Source organism: Streptomyces odontomachicola, from assembly GCF_039605595.1.
Lineage (GTDB): Bacteria > Actinomycetota > Actinomycetes > Streptomycetales > Streptomycetaceae > Streptomyces.
This window is the reverse complement of record NZ_JBCFOK010000019.1, coordinates 135,127-153,340: the sequence shown is the minus strand read 5'-3', so window position 1 is coordinate 153,340 and position 18,214 is coordinate 135,127. Positions and strand designations below refer to the sequence as shown.

Genomic DNA, 18,214 nt, shown 5'->3' with positions numbered 1-18,214 from the left:
GCATGAGAGGAACGAGACGACTCGGCGCCGCCGGCCTGTCGACGGGCTGCGCCGTGGTCGCCGCCGTGGCGGTCACCGCCGTCGCGCCGCAGCACCAGGTCCACCAGCCGGCGCCGCGACCGTCACACCGGCAGGCTCAGGGCGCAGAGCAGCAGAGCGGCCCCGAGTCGGCCCGCGCCGGGGGCAGGCTCCGGGTGATGACCTTCAACGCCTGGGTCGGCGGGAGCTGGGTCAGGAACGCGCTGGGCAAGCAGGTCTCCGTGGTCAGGAAGTTCCGGCCCGACGTCATCGGCATGCAGGAGACCCGCGGCCACGCCGCGCGGGATCTCGCCAAGCGGCTGGGCTGGCACTACCGGCAGTCACGCAATGACCTGGGCGTGGTGAGCCGCTACCCCATCGAGCAGGTCACCGGCGTGACCTCGGCCGGTGCCGGCGTGCGCATCAGGATGCCCGGCGGCAAGAAGGCCGAGGTGTGGACCTCGCACATGGCCTACCGCCCGTACGGCGCGTACGACGCCTGCTACGGGCGCATGTCGGGGAAGCGGATCCTGGGGCGCGAGGCGCGCTCGGGCCGGACCGGGCAGGCGAAGGAGCTGGCCGGCAAGCTGCGGGTGAAGGCGATGACCGCGGGGGCGACGGACACCCCGCTGATCCTCGTCGGCGACTTCAACTCGCCCTCGCACCTGGACTGGACCGCCGCGACGCGCAAGCGCCACTGCGGCTACGGGCCCTTCAACTGGCCGGTCACCAAGGCCATCGCGGGCGCGGGGCTGCGGGACTCCTTCCGGGTCAAGCACCCCGACCCGGGCAACCAGCCCGGCAACACCTGGTCGCCGGTCTACCCCCGGCACAACGGCAGCACCGGCAGGCGCGAGCCGCAGAACCGCACCGACTACATCACCTACGCGGGCAACATGCGCGTGCTCCACTCGCGCACCGTGGTGGTGGGGCACCCCAAGGCGCGCCCGCACCACAGGAACAACGTCTGGCCCTCCGACCACAAGGCGGTGCTCACCGAGTTCGGCGTGAGCTGAGGCCGTACGCGGTCTGAGGCCGTACGCAGAAGGGGAGGGCGCACCCCGCGCGGGTGCGCCCTCCCCTTTCCGTGCTTCCGTGCGTGAACTCCCTTACGGGCGCTCGCAGTTGGCGCCCAGGGCCGTGAGCTTCTCCATGAAGTTCTCGTAGCCGCGGTTGATCAGGTCGATGCCGTGCACCCGCGAGGTGCCCTGCGCCGCCAGCGCCGCGATCAGGTACGAGAAGCCGCCGCGCAGGTCGGGGATCACGAGGTCGGCGCCCTGAAGTTTGTTCGGGCCCGAAACCACCGCCGAGTGCAGGAAGTTGCGCTGCCCGAAGCGGCACGCGGAGCCGCCCAGGCACTCGCGGTAGAGCTGGATGTGCGCGCCCATCTGGTTCAGCGCGGAGGTGAAGCCGAGCCGGGACTCGTACACCGTCTCGTGCACGATCGACAGGCCGGTCGCCTGCGTGAGGGCGACCACCAGCGGCTGCTGCCAGTCGGTCTGGAAGCCGGGGTGGACGTCGGTCTCCAGCGCGATGGACTTCAGCGGGCCGCCCGGGTGCCAGAAGCGGATGCCCTCGTCCAGCACCTCGAAGGCGCCGCCGACCTTCCTGAAGGTGTTGAGGAAGGTCATCATCGGCTTCTGCTGCGCGCCGTGCACGAAGACCCGGCCCTCGGTGGCCAGCGCGGCGCTCGCCCAGGAGGCCGCCTCCAGGCGGTCCGGGATCGCGCGGTGGGTGTAGCCGCCGAGCTTGTCCACGCCGGTGATCCGGATGGTCCTGTCGGTGTCGACCGAGATGATCGCGCCCATCTTCTGGAGCACGCAGATCAGGTCCTCGATCTCCGGCTCGACGGCCGCGTTCGAGAGCTCCGTCACACCGTCGGCCAGCACCGCGGTCAGCAGCACCTGCTCGGTGGAGCCGACCGACGGGTACGGCAGCCGGATCTTGGTGCCGCGCAGCCGCTGCGGCGCCTCGATGTACTGGCCGTCGGCGCGCTTCTCGATGGTCGCGCCGAACTGCCGCAGCACGTCGAAGTGGAAGTCCACCGGGCGCCCGCCGATGTCGCAGCCGCCCAGGCCCGGGATGAAGGCGTGGCCGAGGCGGTGCAGCAGCGGGCCGCAGAACAGGATCGGGATGCGGGACGAGCCCGCGTGTGCGTCGATGTCGGCGACGTTGGCGCTCTCCACATGGGAGGGATCGATCACCAGCTCGCCGTGCTCGTCGCCGGTGTGGACGGTCGCGCCGTGCAGCTGGAGCAGGCCGCGCACGACCCGCACATCACGGATGTCCGGCACATTGCGCAGCCGGCTCGGCTCACTGCCGAGCAGCGCGGCGACCATGGCCTTCGGCACGAGGTTCTTCGCGCCGCGGACACGGATCTCGCCGTCCAGCGGGGTACCGCCGTGGACAAGCAGGACGTCGTCGGTCGGGACGGTCATGGATCTCCGCGTTCCTGGAGACGGGTTGGGACAAATGGCAACTGTAATGGCCCGCGGAGGCGGTTGGGTAAGCCCGTGGAGGCGCAGTGACTGTGCGCGGTGCGGGGGCGACGCCGCGTGCCCGTACGGGCCGTCCGGCGGGTGTCGGGCACCCCGCGCGCACCCGGGCGCCCGCGGGAGGCCGCGGAGGAAATGGCCGTTGGGTCCCCGCGGCGGGGCGCGGTGCGGGATCATTGCTCCATGACCGAGGCGTCTTCGCTCGCCGGGCGGCTGCTCGTGGCCACCCCGGTGCTGGCCGACCCGAATTTCGACCGCGCGGTGGTGCTGCTCCTCGACCACGACGAGGAGGGCTCACTGGGCGTGATACTCAACCGCCCGACCCCCGTCGGCGTCGGCGACATCCTGGAGAACTGGGCGTCGCTCGCCGGTGAGCCCGGAGTCGTCTTCCAGGGCGGCCCCGTCTCCCTGGACGCGGCGCTGGGCGTGGCCGTCGTGCCCACCGTGGACGGCGGGGACGGAGGGCGCGATGGCGCCGGCGCGGACGGCGCCGTGTCCGCCGCCACCCGGGAGCACGCCGCGGCGGACGACCCGCCGGAAGGCACCGCTCCGGAAGACGGCGTACGAGAGGACGGCGCGCCGGACGACGGCGTGCGGGGCGAGGACGGTGCGCCGGACGGCGACGCCCTGGATCCCGACGCCCTGGACGACGACGCCCCGCGCGGCGAGGAGAGCGCGGGTGACGGACCTCTCGGCTGGCGCCGGGTGCACGGCGCCATCGGCCTGGTCGACCTGGAGGCGCCGCCCGAGCTGCTCGCCGCCGAGCTGGGCTCGCTGCGCATCTTCGCCGGGTACGCGGGCTGGGGTCCCGGGCAGCTGGAGAGCGAGCTGTCCGAGGGCGCCTGGTACGTGGTCGACGCCGAGCCCGGTGACGTCTCCTCCACCTCGCCCGAGGGCCTGTGGCGGTCCGTGCTGCGCCGTCAACGCAGTGAACTGGCCCTCGTGGCCACATACCCGGACGACCCGTCGCTGAATTAGGCTTGGTCCGTATGAGCACTGTTGAGCCTGAGCGCGGGACCGGCACCGGCACTCTCGTCGACCCGACCCCCGAGACGTCGCACGGTGACGGCGATCACGAGCGGTTCGCCCACTATGTCCAGAAGGACAAGATCATGGCGAGCGCGATGGAGGGGACTCCCGTCGTCGCGCTCTGCGGCAAGGTCTGGGTGCCGGGGCGCGACCCCAAGAAGTATCCGGTCTGCCCCATGTGCAAGGAGATCTACGAGACCATGGGCGCCGGCGGCGACAAGAACGGCAAGGACGGCAACGGCAAGGGCGGCGACAAGAAGTAACGCCCGTCCGCGGCCCGGCGTCCCCCGACCCGGCGCCGCGGCCGCTCCCGGACCGCCGGTCCCGTAAAAGGCTCCCACCGCGCCCCGTCCCGCCCGCACCGCACGGGCGGGACGGGGCGCGCTGCTCTGCCGTGGAGCGGGGTGCGGTGGCGCGCTGAGGGGCCGCCGTCGCGTGCTGGCGGGCGGCGTGCCGCTGGGCCGACGTGGTGTGCCGATGGCCGGCGTGCCGATTGGTCGATACCTGTTGCCGCGGCCGTCCCACCCGCCTAGCCTCCAGCGGAAGTTGTGCGACGCGGAACCCGCGTTGCGCTCTCCGCAATGCTCCCGTGCAGGCCGCGCGGCGCAGGTCCGTGCGGTGCCGCCGGGACCGAGAGAGAGGCCGGGATGCCGGACACTCCAGCACTGCTGCCAGCCCCGCGGCACGTCGACTTCGCGGACGACGGCGGATTTCCGTACACGGGCGCGCCGGACGAGGTCCGTACCCGCACCGACGCCTCCCTGGGCCCCGAGGCGTACCGGCTCACCGTCGGGCCCGGCGGCGTGGAGATCGCCGGCGGCGACGCGGCGGGCGTCTTCTGGGGGAGGCAGACCCTCAAGCAGCTGCTGGGGCCGGGGGAGTTCAGACGGGCGCCGATCGCGCCCGGCGCCGCCCGCACGCTGCCGTACGGGGTGGTCGAGGACGCGCCGCGGTTCAGGTGGCGCGGCATGATGCTGGACGTGGCACGGCACTTCATGCCCAAGGAGGGGGTGCTGCGCTACCTCGACCTGCTCGCGGCGCACAAACTCAACGTGCTGCACTTCCACTTGACCGACGACCAGGGGTGGCGCCCGGAGATCCGGCGCTATCCGCGACTCGTCGAGGCCGGGGCCTGGCGGCACCGCACCCGGGTGGGGCACCGCGCCTCCGAGGTGTGGGACGAGCGCCCGCACGGCGGCTTCTACACCCAGGACGACCTGCGCGAGATCGTCGCCTACGCGGCCGAGCGGCACATCACCGTCGTCCCCGAGATCGACATCCCGGGGCACTCGCGCGCGGCCATCACCGCCTACCCGGAGCTGGGCAACTCCGATGTGGTGGACACCGCTTCGCTCGGCGTCTGGGACGACTGGGGCGTCGACCCCAACGTGCTCGCGCCGACCGACGAGGTGCTCCGCTTCTACGAGGGCGTCTGGGAGGAACTGCTGGAGATCTTCCCCTCCCCGTACGTCCACATCGGCGGCGACGAGTGCCCCAAGGACCAGTGGCGCGCCTCGCCCACCGCGCAGAAGCGCATCCGCGAGGAGGGGCTGCGGGACGAGGACGAACTGCAGTCCTGGTTCATCCGGCACTTCGACCGCTGGTTCGCGGAGCGCGGGCGGCGCCTCGTCGGCTGGGACGAGATCCTGGAGGGCGGCCTCGCCGAGGGCGCCGCCGTCTCCTCCTGGCGCGGCTACGCGGGCGGAATCGCCGCGGCCGAGGCGGGACATGACGTGGTGATGTGCCCCGAGCAGCAGGTCTACCTCAACTACCGGCAGGACGGCGGTCCCGAGGAGCCTGTGCCGATCGGCTATGTGCGCACGCTGCGCGATGTGTACGCCTTCGACCCCGTGCCGCCCCAACTCGCGGGCACCGCCTACGAGCAGCACATCCTCGGCACCCAGGCCAACATGTGGACCGAGTGCGCGGAGAGCCAGCAGCGCGTCGACTACCAGGTCTTCCCCCGCCTGTGCGCGCTCGCCGAGGTCGCCTGGTCGGCCCTGCCGCCGCCGGAGCGGCGGGACTTCGCGGACTTCGAGCGCCGCATGGAGAGCGCGCACTACGCGCGGCTGGACGCGCTCGGCGTCGCCTACCGCCCGCCGGGAGGGCCGCGCCCCTGGCAGCGGCAGCCCGGCATCGCCGGACGTCCGATCGACGGACCGCCCCCGATCGTGTGAGGGGACCCCGAGGGGCGGCACCGGCGGTGCCGCCCCTGGGAGCGTGACCACCGTGACCGAGGGGACAGAACACACAAGCCGCCCCAAGAACGCCGTTACCCGGCCTATGTTGACCGGTACGGGACGAGAACGTACGTCTCCGGCGTACACCCCCTTCCCGGACCCTCGCACCGACGGACCGGCAGGATGTGCCAGAGTTGCCACGTCCGGGCTGTGAGCACGTACCGTACGGGCACGGCAGCCGGGAAAACCGGGGAAGGGGCAGCGGGTTTGAGCACGCACGCACAGCATGAACGACATGCACCACCGGCTGTGCAGCCGTCCGTCATGCTGCCGACGACGCTGGACGAGGCCGTGTCCGCGCTCTCCGCCGTGCCGGCGGCCGTCCCCGTCGCCGGGGGCACCGACCTGATGACCGGTGTCAACTCCGGCCTGCTGCGCCCCTCGGCGCTGGTCGGCCTGAACCGCATCAGCGAGATCCGCGGCTGGCAGTACCTCGACGGCCACGCCATGCTCGGCGCGGGACTGACCCTCGCGCGCATGGGGCGCCCCGACTTCGCGGCGCTCATCCCCGCGCTCGCGCTCGGCGCGCGCGCCGCCGGGCCGCCGCAGATCCGCAACGCCGGGACGCTCGGCGGCAACATCGTGAGCGCGGCGCCCACGGGCGACACCCTCCCCGTGCTGGCCGCGCTGGAGGCCACCGTCATCATCGCGGGCCCCGAGGGGGAGCGCCGCGAGATCCCGGTCAGCCATCTCCTCGCCGGAGTCGAGATGCTGCGCCCGGCGGAGATCGTCGCCTTCGTGCGGGTGCCCCTGCTGCACGCGCCGCAGACCTTCCTCAAGGCCACGGGGCGTACGGGGCCCGGGCGCGCCATCGCCTCGGTCGCCGTGGTGCTCGACCCCGCGCGGCGCGGGGTGCGGTGCGCGGTGGGCGCCGTCGCACCGATGCCGCTGCGCCCGCTGGAGGCGGAGCGCTGGATCGCCTCGCTGATCGACTGGGACGCGCAGCGCGCGCTCGCGCCCGAGGCGCTCCAGGCGTTCGGCGACTACGTGGCGATGGCCTGCATCCCCGACCCGCCCCCGGGCGAGGACGGCGCGGAGGCTCAGCCGCTTCCGCCCGCGGCGCTGCACCTGCGGCGTACGGTGTCCACACTGGCCCGCCGCGGACTCGGGAGGGCGCTCGCATGAGCAACGACAACACCTATGGCAGCGGCGAGGGTTACCCCTACGGGTATGGCGAGGGCCAGGCGCAGGACCCCGGCCACGCACCCGCCGCACACCCCGAGCACGGCTACGGGCAGGGCGCGGACTACGGGTACGCGTACGGCTACGACTACGGGCAGGGCTACGGGTACGGCCACGGCTTCGGCGAGGGCGACCCCGCGCAGGGCGCGGTCCAGGACGGCTGGGCCGGCGAATACGACGCGGACGCGACGGCGTTCGTGCAGCTCCCGGCGGGCGGCTGGCCGGCGGCCTTCGGCGGCATGCAGGCCGGTACGGGAGCGGGCGAGGGCGAGGCGTACGCGGAGGCGTACGGCGACCCGCTCGCCGGTCCCCTCGCGGCGCCGGGCACGGGGCAGGGCGGCTACACGCCGCCGCCCATAGAGGTCACCCAGTCCGGCGCGGGCGGCCCGCTGACCCCGGGTGCGACCACCGACCCGGCGGCGACCGGCCATTGGACGCTGCCGTACCAGCAGCCCGAGGGCGCGGGTACGGGTACGGACGGTGCGGGGATGCCGGGGGCGCCCGCGCACCACGAGCCCCACGAGGGGTACGGGAACTACGAGAGCCACGGCGGCGGCCTGCCCGGCGCCGGTGCCCCGGGCGCTCACGGCATGCCCGGCGCGCCCGAACAGGGCCTGGGCGCAGGGGAGTCGGGCATCGCCGCGGCGATGGGGCAGGGCGCGGCCGCCGCGCTCGCCGGTTCGCACGAGGCGCGGCAGCACGGCGGCCCCGCGGGGCAGACCCGGCGCAGGCCGCTCGGTGAAGGCGGAGGCAAGGGGGTGCTGCCGCCCGACGCGTTCGAGGCGCAGCCGCAGCCCCGGTCCGGGCATCAGCCGCAGGGGCAGCCGGAGTATCAGCCCGATCCGCAGTCGTCGTCGCCGTCGCACGAGGTGTCGGCGTCGCACGGGCCGGTGCCCGAGGAGCACGGCGTGCACGCGCAGCCTCCCGGGCCCCTACCGGAGTCCGCGCCCCCCTCGGCGGAGGCGCAGGAGTTCTTTGCTGACGCACATGCGCGGCGTCAGGTGCCGTTCGAGGCGGGGGCGCCCGATGCGGGTGTCGGTGCCGGTACTGGTGTCGGCGCCGGATCGGGTTTCGGCTCCGGTGCGGATGCCGGGGTCGAGTCCGGTGGTGCCGCCTCCGCCGAGGTGCCGGGTGCTTCGGGTGTCCCGGGTGCCGAGCCCGCGTCGGCTGACGCGGGCCAGGTGGCGGGTCCGGCGGCCGGCGCGGCGGACGGTGAGGGTGCCGCGGGTTCCGCGGCGACCGCCCCTGAGCCCGAGCGTTCGGTCTCGGGCATTCCCACCGTGCCGAGCGTGCCGGGTACGCCCACCGCGCCGAGCGCGCAGGGGAGTTGGGACACGCCTGAGGCGCTGCCCGAGATGCCGCGGCCGCAGCCGGGTGTGGAGGAGGGCGGTGCGCACGTACCGCCGCCTTCGGGCACGTCGGGGGGCTCCGCGATCCCGTGGACGCCGTCCGTGCCGGAGCGCGCGCAGCCCCAGCAGGGGGAGTCGTGGCCGCTGCCCGGCGAGAACGAGGCGCCCGCTGAGCAGCACGCGACGGCGCCGCCCGCCGAGGAGCCCGAGCCCGCGGAGGCCGAACGGGCCGAGCAGAACGGGCAGTTCGAGGAGCAGGGGCAGGAGCCCGGGCAGGGCGCGCAGCCGGAGGAGCCCGAGCGGCACGCGCAGCCGGAGCAGGCCGTGGCGGCCGAGCAGCCCGAGCAGGCCGCACACCCCGTACAGGGCGAGGAGTGGCCGCTGCCCCCGCAGGCTCCCGAGCCCGAGCCCGAGCCCGCAGCCGATTCCGCTCCCGGGCCCGAATCCCCGTCGTCGGAGGCGTCGCCGGAACCGGCGTCGGAGCCGGAGTCGGCGACGGGCGCGGAAGCGACGGGCGCGGAAGCTGCGCCGGACGCTGAGGCCGGTACGGATCCCGAGCCGCAGCCCGAGCACGAGTCGGAACCGCGGCCCGAGGCCGCGGACCACGCCGAAGCGGCCCCCGCGCCCCACGACTCCGGGGCCCAGGAACCCGCAGCTCAGCCGGAGTTGAACGATCCGGCAGCCGCCGAGGAACCGCACACGGATCCGGGCCAGGCCCCGGAGCAGGCCGCGGCCACCGTCGAACCCGCCGAGGTGCCCTCCGAGGCGCCTTCCGAGATCGGGGGAACAGGCGAAGCCGTGGGCGCTTTGCCCGAGCAAGCGGTTCAGGAGCAGGAGGAGGTGCCGGGGCCCGCCCCCGTGGGGGACGAGCACCCGCACACCTCGTACGTCCTGCACGTCAACGGCGCCGACCGTCCCGTCACCGACGCCTGGATCGGCGAGTCCCTGCTCTACGTGCTGCGCGAGCGGCTGGGCCTCGCCGGGGCCAAGGACGGCTGCTCGCAGGGCGAGTGCGGCGCCTGCTCCGTGCAGGTGGACGGCCGGCTGGTCGCCTCGTGCCTGGTGCCCGCCGCGACCTCGGCCGGTACGGAGATCCGTACCGTCGAGGGCCTCGCCGCCGACGGCACGCCCTCCGACGTGCAGCGCGCGCTCGCCGACAGCGGCGCGGTGCAGTGCGGATTCTGCGTACCGGGGCTGGCGATGACGGTGCACGACCTCCTCGAGGGCAACCACGCGCCCAGCGAGCTGGAGACCCGCAAGGCCATCTGCGGCAACCTCTGCCGCTGCTCCGGCTACAGCGGCGTGCTCGACGCCGTGCGCACCGTCGTGGACGAGCGCAGGGCGCGGGCCGCGCGCGAGTCGGAGGAGACCGAGGGCCGGCCGGCGCAGGAGCCCGGGGCCGAGGGCGGCGAGGGGTACTTCCCCGCGCAGCAGGCGTACGGACAGCACCAGGCGTACGGCGAGCAGCACGCGCAGCAGGGCCACGGGGACGGCTACGGCGCCGGAGTCCCCGCGCCCGCACCGGGGTTCGACGACGTGCCGGCGCCCGGGCCCGCGCCTTCGCCCGAGGACACCGCGCGCATTCCGCACCAGGGCGGCCCGGGCACGGGCGGCGTGCAGTACCCGGGAGGCGGCGCATGACCGTGTGCGGAGCCGCCCCCGTACGGCACCCGGTGCGCCCCCGCGGCACCGGCACCGGCATCGCGGCCGGCATCAGCGCCGGCACCGGCACCGCACGCAGCGTTCACGGACGACGCGGAAACGGAAAGGCAGCAGCGGCATGACCGGCACCGCCGACGGCTCCGGCGCCGTCACAGCAACTCCCCCCGAGGGCACCGCGGTTCCGGCCGGGGCGCTGGCCGAGGGCCCGCCGCACGGCCTGGGCACATCGGTGCGCCCGGACGACGCGGCGGCCAAGGCCGAGGGCGTCTTCCCGTACGCCGCCGACCTGTGGGCCGAGGGGCTGCTGTGGGCCGCCGTGCTGCGCGCCCCGCATCCGCACGCGCGCATCCGTTCGCTGGACACCGCGCAGGCCGAGGCGATGCCGGGCGTGCACGCCGTGGTCACCCACCGCGACGTGCCGGGCGACGCCGCGCACGGCCGCAGGGTCGCCGACCAGCCCGCCTTCGTACGCGACCTCGTGCGCTACTACGGCGAGCCGATCGCCGCCGTCGCCGCCGACCACCCGGACACGGCGCGGCTGGCGGCCGCGGCGATCGCCGTCGAGTACGAGGTGCTGGACCCGGTCACCGACCCGGAGAAGTCCTTCGAGTCGGAGCCGCTGCACCCGGACGGCAACGTGATCCGGCACATCCCGCTGCGCTACGGCGACCCGGACGTCACCGGCGAGGTCGTGGTCGAGGGGCTGTACCGCATCGGCCGCCAGGACCCCGCGCCGATCGGCGCCGAGGCCGGGCTCGCCGTGCCGCGCGCCGACGGCGGCGTGGAGATCTACACCGCCTCCACCGACCCGCACACCGACCGCGACCTGGCCGCCGCCTGCTTCGGACTGCCTCCGGAGCAGGTCAAGGTGGTCGTCACCGGTGTGCCAGGGGCGACAGGCGACCGCGAGGACACCGGCATCACCGTCCCGCTGGGCCTGCTCGCGATGCGCACCGGCTGCCCGGTCAAGATCGCGGCGTCCCGCGAGGAGTCCTTCCTCGGGCACGCGCACCGGCACCCCACGCTGCTCCGCTACCGCCACCACGCCGACGCCGAGGGCAAGCTGCTCAAGGTCGAGGCGCAGATCCTGCTGGACGCGGGCGCGTACGCGGACACCTCGGCCGACGCGCTCGCCGCCGCCGTCTCCTTCGCGGCCGGTCCTTACGTGGTCCCGCACGCGGTGATCGACGGCTGGGCCGTGCGCACCAACAACCCGCCGTCGGGGCATGTGCGGGGCGAGGGCGCGATGCAGGTGTGCGCCGCGTACGAGGGCCAGATGGACAAGCTCGCGGCGCGGCTGGGCATGGAGCCGGCTGATCTGCGGATGCGGAACGTCATGGCCACCGGCGACCTCCTGCCGACCGGCCAGACCGTGACCTGCCCGGCGCCCGTCGCCGAACTCCTGCGCGCCGTACGGGAGGCACCCCTGCCCCCGCTGCCCAAGGAGCTCCCGGAGAGCGAGTGGCTGCTGCCCGGCGGGCCCGAGGGCGCGGGCGAACCGGGCGCCGTGCGCCGCGGCGTGGGCTACGCGCTCGGCATGGTGCACATGCTGGGCGCCGAGGGCACCGACGAGGTCTCCACGGCGACGGTCAAGGTCGACGGGCCCGTGGCGACGGTCATGTGCGCGGCGGTCGAGACCGGCCAGGGCTTCACGACGCTCGCGCGGCAGATCGTGCAGGAGGTGCTGGGCGTGGACGAGGTCCACGTGGCCTCCGTCGACACCGACCAGCCGCCGTCGGGGCCCGGCGCGCGCGGCCGCCACACGTGGGTGTCGGGCGGCGCGGTGGAACGCGCGGCGCGGATGGTCCGCACGCAGTTGCTCCAGCCGCTGGCAGCCAAGTTCGGGATGTCCACCGAGCTGCTCTCCATCGCCGACGGCAAGATCACCTCGTACGACGGCGTGCTGTCCACGACCGTCGCCGAGGCGCTGGAGGGCAAGGAGCTGTGGGCCACCGCGCAGTGCCGCCCGCACCCGACCGAGCCGCTGGACGAGACGGGCCAGGGCGACGCCTTCGTGGGCCTGGCCTTCGCGGCCGTGCGCGCCGTGGTGGACGTGGACGTCGAGCTCGGCTCCGTACGCGTGGTGGAGATGTCCATCGCGCAGGACGTGGGCCGGGTGCTCAACCCCCGCCAGTTGCGCGCGCGCATCGAGGCGGGGGTCACGCAGGGCATCGGCGCCGCGCTGACCGAGCACCTGCGGGTGTCCAGGGGCGTGGTGCGGCACGCGGACTTCACCGGTTACGCGCTGCCGACCGCGCTGGACGCGCCGGACATCCGCATCGTGAAGCTGGTGGAGGAGCGCGACGTGGTCGCCCCCTTCGGCGCGAAGGCGGCCTCCGGGGTGCCGGTGGTGGCGTCCCCCGCGGCCATCGCCTCCGCCGTGCGCCAGGCCACGGGCCGCCCGGTCAACCGCCTCCCCATCCGCCCCCAGTCGGCGATGACGGAGCCGCCGGGGCAGTGAGGGGGCCCTGCGGGGCCTGCGGGTGCGGGGAGCCTGTGCTTGCGGTTGCTTGTGCGGCGGCCGTGCGCTGTGTCGTTTTCGCGGCTGCTCGTGCGGCCGTTCCCCGTGGCGTGGCCGCTGCTCATGTCGTGTGCCGGTCGTCCCTGGTGGGACGGGCCGCGGCGCTGTGGCGTGCTGTTCCTGTTCCCTGGTCGAGTGCGGGTCGAAGAGTCATGGCAGCAGCCTGCTTCGACCGTTGCCCCGAGCACCTGAGTGCTCCGACTCAGAGCGCCCTGGGGGCTACTCACGCGTAGGGGTGGGTGCCGCTACGGGGGCGTGTGAACTCTGTGACCGTTGCCGCGAGTTACTGCGCGGGACGCGCCCCTCCGCTTACTCTTCCTGCCTGCTGCGCAGCACCTCGGGTGGCTCGGCGAACCGGCATGCGACGTACGGGGGCAGTGATAGGCGTGTCATTCGAGCAGGAATGGAAGCAGATCAAGGCGGACAACGCCGGCGGGAGTTCGACGGCGACCCGGCTCAACCAGGTGGGCGATCAGCACAGCGGCGATCCCCAGACCGGTGAGGGCCAGGGTCAGTTGGAGGTCGACGACAAGGACCTCGCCGCGGTCGGCGACGCCGCCTTCCGCCTGTGGGACGGGCTCGGCAAGCACGGCGACGACGCAGCGGAGCCGACGAAGACCGCGGGCAGGGACCTCGAAGAGGACTTCGAAATCGGCAGCGCGCTGGGCGTGGTGGCCGGCAAGTGGACATCGCAGGTGGACACGCTCCGTCAGGCGTGCGCGCACATCTCCAATCACCTCGACTACACGCGCAACGCGCACGCGGGCGACGAGCACTACATCGCCACCACATTCAGCATCCAGCAGCTGGGCGACGGCTTCGACGAGGGAACGCAGGGCAAATGAAACTGGACGCGCTCCGGCACGGGGACTTCTCGAAGCTGAACACCGCCGTCGAGAAGTGGACGGATCTGGTCACGGACCTCGAGCGGCTGGCGAAGGACGCCAGGGAAGAACTCTCGGGAAAGGCCAAGAAGGCGAGCTGGAAGGGGGTGAACGCGACCGTCACCCGCCAGTTCATCGACAAGACGGCCGGTGAATTCGACGACGCCGTCACGCAGGCCACCTCCCTGCGCAACATCCTGAAGGACACCCACGACGAACTCGTCCACTACAAGGGCAAGTTGAACGACCGCATCGAGGCGGGCAAGAAGGACAACCTCTACGTCGTCGACAACAGGAACGGCACCTACACGGTCGAGCAGCGGAACCTCGTCCAGCCCCCGGCGGCCCAGCCGCCGCCCGGGACGCCGCCGCTGGTGCTCACGCCCGAGCAGACCGCGATGCGGAACGACATCGACCAGATCCTCAGGGACGCCGGCAACTCCGACAGGTCGGCGGCCGAGGCGCTGCGCGCCTATGTGGAGTCCTCGCCCGTGGGCTTCGCCGACGGCGCGTACGCGGACCGGAACGCGGCGGCCGACGCGATGCGGGACGGCAGGCGCGCGGCGGATCTGGCGAAGAAGGGCGACGACATGTCGCCGCAGGAATTCGACGAGCTGAACAGGCTGCTGAAGGACAAGAACAAGGACGACCTGTTCGCGGAGAAGTTCGCCACCGATCTGGGCGGGCGCAAGACCCTGGAGACGTGGGCCGACCTGATGGAGCCCACCGACAATCCGGATCTGGCGCAGGCGCGCAAGGACCAGTTCGGCGAGCTGCAGAAGAACCTCGGCATGACGCTGGCCAACGCCACGCAGTCGGACAGCCCGGCGATGACGCGCTGGCAGAGCGACGTCATCCAGGCCGGCGGCGACCAGATCAGGACCCGCGCCTCGGCCCCGTACGGATTCCAGGTGATGAGCAGCCTGATGCGGTACGGGGACTACGACGACCGGTTCCTCGGGGCGTACGGGAAGGAACTCGTCGCCACCGAGAAGAAGATGACGCACAACGGCGATGTGTCGCACAACGCCTGGCTCCGCATGGGGCAGGGAATGCCCACGGACCTGAATCCCGCGGGGAAGGACGACGGGCAGGACCCGGTGTCCGGATTCATGAGCGGGCTTTCGCGCAGTCCGGACGCGGCGACGGACTTCTTCAACGACTCGTTCGTCACGAAGGACGAGGACCACGGCTTCGAGGACGGCGACGGCAACAAGCGCGCGCTCTCGAATTTCGACTACTTCTTCAAGGAGCGCGACTGGCCCGAGTCGCGCGACATCGACGGCAACACCGTCACGGGGCACGAGGACATGGCGCGCGCCCTGGAGGCCGGTGCCACCGGACATCCGACAGGGGAGCGGGCCACGGCCGATTCGCCGCCGCACACTCCGGGACAGGCCAAGCTCATGGGCGATGTGGTGCACGCCGTCTCGGAGAAGCCGGAGCTGCTCAAGGACCACATGAGCATGGGCGACAACTTCGGCCGCATGGGGGCCGAGTACATGCCCGAGTTCTACCAGGCGATGCGCAACGACGACACCAAGCTGGGCGGCACCTCCAGCGACACCGACGCGCTGTTCCCCGTGGTCGGTGCGAAGGCCGACATCAGCCCCACGGACGCGACCGCGTTCATGGCCACGGTCTCGCAGGATCCGAACGGCGGGTACGCGGAGCTCGTGGGCGGTCACAAGCGGTACGCCGCCGACCTGATCGACCACCATCTGAACCCGGAGGTGCAGGCGAAGCTGCCCGAGGACGAGCGCTTCAAGGGCAACGCCGAGGACATGATCCGCGCGGTCAGCCGCACCTCGGGCGAGATGGCGGGCACCACGGCCATCGGGCTCCAGGAGGCGACGCTGGGTCCGGCGGCCGAGGACGCGCAGAAGTTCAAGGACTCCGTGGACACCTGGCGCAGCGGCGCGGTCGGCGCCCTCGGCATCGGGGTCGGCGTCGGCACCTCGTTCATCGCCACACCGGCGGGCGGCGCGGCCGTCGCGGGGGTCATCAACGGAGCGGGCCTGCTCGCGGGCGCCGAGCTGAGCCAGGACGCGCTGGATCAGAACGCGGACCACGAGAAGATGCGCGCGGCCGGCGACATCTGGTCCAACGCGCAGTCCGTGGACGCGAACGCGAGCCGTACGAACATGCAGCGGCTCGCGGACGCCTACGACCTGCCGCAGGAGGACAGGTTCGACTCCTGGGCCGTGGACTCCTCCAAGGACGGCTTCAACGACGCGCAGGCGAACGTGGCCCGCAGGGCACCGGAGATCGAGTCCGCCTCGAAGTTCTAGCCCCGCCCCCTGACGGGCGGAGAAGGGAAGTGCCGGGTGACCACCGCCGGGACGGGCCGTGGGCGGGGGCGTACCGCCCTGGTCCTGGGGCTGGTCGTCGTGGTGTGCGGGGCCGCGCTGGGCCTCGGCCACTGGGCCGGGGAGCAGCGCGGCGCGCAGGCCGGGGCGCGCGCGTTCACGGTGCGGGGCGGTGACGGCGCCGAGTGCGGCGGCATCACGCCCGCGAAGCACCGCGCCGCGCTGCGCAGGGCCGTGCCGGCCGCGCACGTCTTCGGCGTGTACGCGCCGCGCGGGCGGCTGGGCGCGGGATCCCGCGAGTGCCGGATCTACGCGGACGGCGGCCTGGCGCTCTCCGTACGGACGCAGTTCTCCCCGCTGGGCTTCGGGCAGTGGGCTTCGAGCCAGGACCGCGGCGTGGGCCGGCCGGAGCGCCGGCCGCTGGACGCGGCGGACGGCGGCTACTCCACCCGCACGTCGGCCGGCGTGTATGTGAAGTGCCCCGGCGCGCAGGGGAAGGCGGTGACCGTCGCGGTGCGCATCGCCGCAGGCGGAGACGGCGACGGAGGCGGTGACGGCGGGAGCGAAGACCACCGCCGGGACGTGGTCGCGCTCGCCGAGGAGGCCGCGGGGAACGGTGCCGAGGTCGGTGAGATCTGTGACAGCAACGCCTGAGGACGACGTGCCGGAGGAGCGGCGCACCGGCGGCGCCCGCCGCGCCGCGCTGGTGGCGGCGGTGGTGGTGCTCGTCGCCGCGGCGCTCGGCGGCGGCTACTACGCGGGCCTGCGCGGCGCGACGGACACCGGCCCGCGGCAGTTCAACGGGGCGCACGGCAGCGGGGCGAAGAACGGCGAGACGGATGGCGACGAGGCGAAGGAGGACGTCTGCGCGGTGGCGGCGCCGTCCGGCGGCCGCGCCGACCTCGGCGGCATCCTCCCGGAGGCGCGCGCGTTCCGGGTCGACGCGTACGAGGGTGCCTGGGGGAGCGGCTACTCCGGGAGCTGCACGGTCTCGGCCGACGGCGCGAAGGTGCTGTCGGTCCGGGTGGACGAGCCCCGGCGGCTGTCCCTCGACGCGTGGCGCGAGCAGGAGAGGGCGCTGCGCGGGACGCCGGGCGGCAAGGACGCGGCGCTGGCCGACGGCGGATTCTCCAGCCGCTCGGCAGCGGGCGCCTATCAGCGCTGTTCCGGAAAGGGCGCAGGGGCGAAGAAGGCGCCGGCGGGCACGGCGGTCGGGGTCACGGCCGTGGTCGAGCCGGGCGCCCGTACCCCCGGAAGCGACCACCGCGCGGACCTCACGGCGCTGGTCAGGCAAGCCGTGGAGAACGCCGAGGTACGTGCCGGATGTGCCTGATGGGGTGGGTCGTTCGGGGGTGGGCGATGCGTCCGGGGCCCTGCGCTGCACTCCTGGCGTCGGTGTCGAAACACGTGTAGAAATGGGGGCGCGGCGCGGTCGCGCAGCGGGATCATCTCGCGGCCGTGCCGCCCATTCTCGGAGGGCCCGGGGTCGTCATGGACGGCCTCGGGCCCCTTCCGTTCCGCCCCGGTTCCCGGTGTCGCCGCCCCCGCCGAGGAAGGTCTCGATCAGGCGGGTCAGCGCGGCGGGCTCGTCGACCCAGGGGTAGTGGCCGACCCCGGGCAGCGGGCGCACCCGCGCGTCGGGAAAGGATTCGGCCACCGCGTCGCCCGCGCGCAGCCCGGTGACCGCGTCCAGTTCGCCGGTGACGACCAGGACCGGCGCCGTCACCTCGCGCAGTCCCTCCAGGACCGCGCGCTGCTCCGCTTCGTCCACGCCCTGCCAGAAGGCGGCCCGCGGCACGGGGTTGAGCTGCTCGCCCTCGGCCGCCGCGTGCAGCTGCTGCGGGTGCTCCCAGCGGCCGTACGCCATCGGCGCGGCGCGCAGCAGCAGCCCCCTGATCTCGTCCAGGTCGTCGGCCTGCTGGAGCATCTGCACGGCGACGTACGCCTCCTCCCACCAGTCCTCGTCGGCCGCCCGCGACTCGAAGATCTCCCGGGCGTCGTCGGGGAGTTCGCCCTGGAGCCTGGAGCCCGGGTTGAGCAGGACGAGGTGGCTGAGCCTGTCCGGGTGCGCGGCCGCGTACGCCTGCGCCGTGGCCGCCGCCGCGTCGTGCGCGAGCAGCGCGAAGCGGGGGAGGCCGAGGTGCGCGCGCAGCGCCTCGACGTCCTCGGCGAGCCGGGGGAAGGCGTAGGCGGCGGGGTCGGCTGCGGGCGGCGAGCCGCCGGTGCCGCGGGTGTCGGGGACGATCAGGCGGCGGTGCGCGCTCAGTCCGCCGAGGTCGCCGAGGTACGCGGCGTCCCTGGCGGGTCCTCCGGCGAGGCAGACCAGCGGGGGAGGGGGCTCGGTCACGCTGTGGTTGGGCTGGCGGTCGATGATCGTGTACGCGAGCTCGGCACCGTCGTAGGAGGCGTAGAGGGGCATGGGGTCCAGGTTGCCGCAAAACGGCCTTGTATCCCGTAGTAACGCTGTCCATCAGGGAGTTCGCCCCGTCGCCGCAGCACGGAGTAGGTCCGGCGGCGTAGGGGCA

13 protein-coding genes are annotated in these 18,214 nt (G+C 73.7%); 11 read left to right on the top strand and 2 right to left on the bottom strand.

From position 1 onward, the window contains the following. The first annotated feature begins 2 nt into the window (after nucleotides 1-2). Nucleotides 3-1,034, top strand: coding sequence for an endonuclease/exonuclease/phosphatase family protein (locus ABEE00_RS30060; protein ID WP_345748882.1), 1,032 nt, complete (start codon nucleotides 3-5; stop codon nucleotides 1,032-1,034). Between the two features lie 93 nt (nucleotides 1,035-1,127). Here ABEE00_RS30060 and murA read toward each other — a convergent pair whose 3' ends face one another. After that, nucleotides 1,128-2,456 carry a UDP-N-acetylglucosamine 1-carboxyvinyltransferase gene (gene murA, locus ABEE00_RS30055; RefSeq protein WP_345748881.1) on the bottom strand — a complete coding sequence of 443 codons (1,329 nt, stop codon included), beginning with the start codon at nucleotides 2,454-2,456 and terminating at the stop codon, nucleotides 1,128-1,130. Between the two features lie 240 nt (nucleotides 2,457-2,696). On the opposite strand from murA, the gene ABEE00_RS30050 reads away from it, so the two are divergent. The 10 genes from ABEE00_RS30050 to ABEE00_RS30005 all read left to right on the top strand — a co-directional run bounded on the left by ABEE00_RS30050 (nucleotide 2,697) and on the right by ABEE00_RS30005 (nucleotide 17,022). Next, nucleotides 2,697-3,491, top strand: a complete 795-nt coding sequence (locus ABEE00_RS30050; RefSeq protein ID WP_345748880.1) for a YqgE/AlgH family protein — start codon at nucleotides 2,697-2,699, stop codon at nucleotides 3,489-3,491. An 11-nt stretch (nucleotides 3,492-3,502) separates the two neighbouring features. Next, a complete protein-coding gene (locus ABEE00_RS30045) occupies nucleotides 3,503-3,805 on the top strand; it encodes a DUF3039 domain-containing protein (RefSeq protein ID WP_345748879.1) in 303 nt (100 codons plus the stop codon). A 384-nt stretch (nucleotides 3,806-4,189) separates the two neighbouring features. Beyond that, nucleotides 4,190-5,719: a beta-N-acetylhexosaminidase gene (locus tag ABEE00_RS30040; RefSeq protein ID WP_345748878.1), complete on the top strand. Its 1,530-nt coding sequence runs from the start codon at nucleotides 4,190-4,192 to the stop codon at nucleotides 5,717-5,719. Between the two features lie 327 nt (nucleotides 5,720-6,046). Next, the gene (locus ABEE00_RS30035; protein ID WP_345748877.1) at nucleotides 6,047-6,907 is read left to right on the top strand and encodes an FAD binding domain-containing protein; all 861 of its coding nucleotides are present in this window, start codon (nucleotides 6,047-6,049) and stop codon (nucleotides 6,905-6,907) included. After that, nucleotides 6,904-9,954 (top strand): 2Fe-2S iron-sulfur cluster-binding protein, encoded by a 3,051-nt coding sequence (locus ABEE00_RS30030; protein WP_345748876.1) that lies wholly within the window; start codon nucleotides 6,904-6,906, stop codon nucleotides 9,952-9,954. Before ABEE00_RS30035 ends, ABEE00_RS30030 begins: the two co-directional genes overlap by 4 nt. 139 nt (nucleotides 9,955-10,093) lie before the next feature. After that, nucleotides 10,094-12,436: a xanthine dehydrogenase family protein molybdopterin-binding subunit gene (locus ABEE00_RS30025; RefSeq protein WP_345748875.1), complete on the top strand. Its 2,343-nt coding sequence runs from the start codon at nucleotides 10,094-10,096 to the stop codon at nucleotides 12,434-12,436. Nucleotides 12,437-12,882: 446 nt separating this feature from the next. Next, nucleotides 12,883-13,341 carry a hypothetical protein gene (locus ABEE00_RS30020; protein ID WP_345748874.1) on the top strand — a complete coding sequence of 153 codons (459 nt, stop codon included), beginning with the start codon at nucleotides 12,883-12,885 and terminating at the stop codon, nucleotides 13,339-13,341. After that, nucleotides 13,338-15,671: a hypothetical protein gene (locus ABEE00_RS30015; protein WP_345748873.1), complete on the top strand. Its 2,334-nt coding sequence runs from the start codon at nucleotides 13,338-13,340 to the stop codon at nucleotides 15,669-15,671. The genes ABEE00_RS30020 and ABEE00_RS30015 overlap by 4 nt, the downstream gene beginning before the upstream one ends. 36 nt (nucleotides 15,672-15,707) lie before the next feature. After that, on the top strand, nucleotides 15,708-16,343 hold the full coding sequence (locus ABEE00_RS30010; protein WP_345748872.1) for a hypothetical protein: 636 nt from the start codon (nucleotides 15,708-15,710) through the stop codon (nucleotides 16,341-16,343). Further along, entirely contained in the window at nucleotides 16,327-17,022 is a 696-nt protein-coding gene (locus ABEE00_RS30005; protein WP_345748871.1) for a hypothetical protein, read from the top strand. Before ABEE00_RS30010 ends, ABEE00_RS30005 begins: the two co-directional genes overlap by 17 nt. Nucleotides 17,023-17,178: 156 nt before the next feature. On the opposite strand, the gene ABEE00_RS30000 is transcribed toward ABEE00_RS30005, so the two are convergent. Continuing rightward, nucleotides 17,179-18,108, bottom strand: a complete 930-nt coding sequence (locus ABEE00_RS30000) for an alpha/beta fold hydrolase (protein ID WP_345748870.1) — start codon at nucleotides 18,106-18,108, stop codon at nucleotides 17,179-17,181. Between the last annotated feature and the right edge of the window lie 106 nt (nucleotides 18,109-18,214).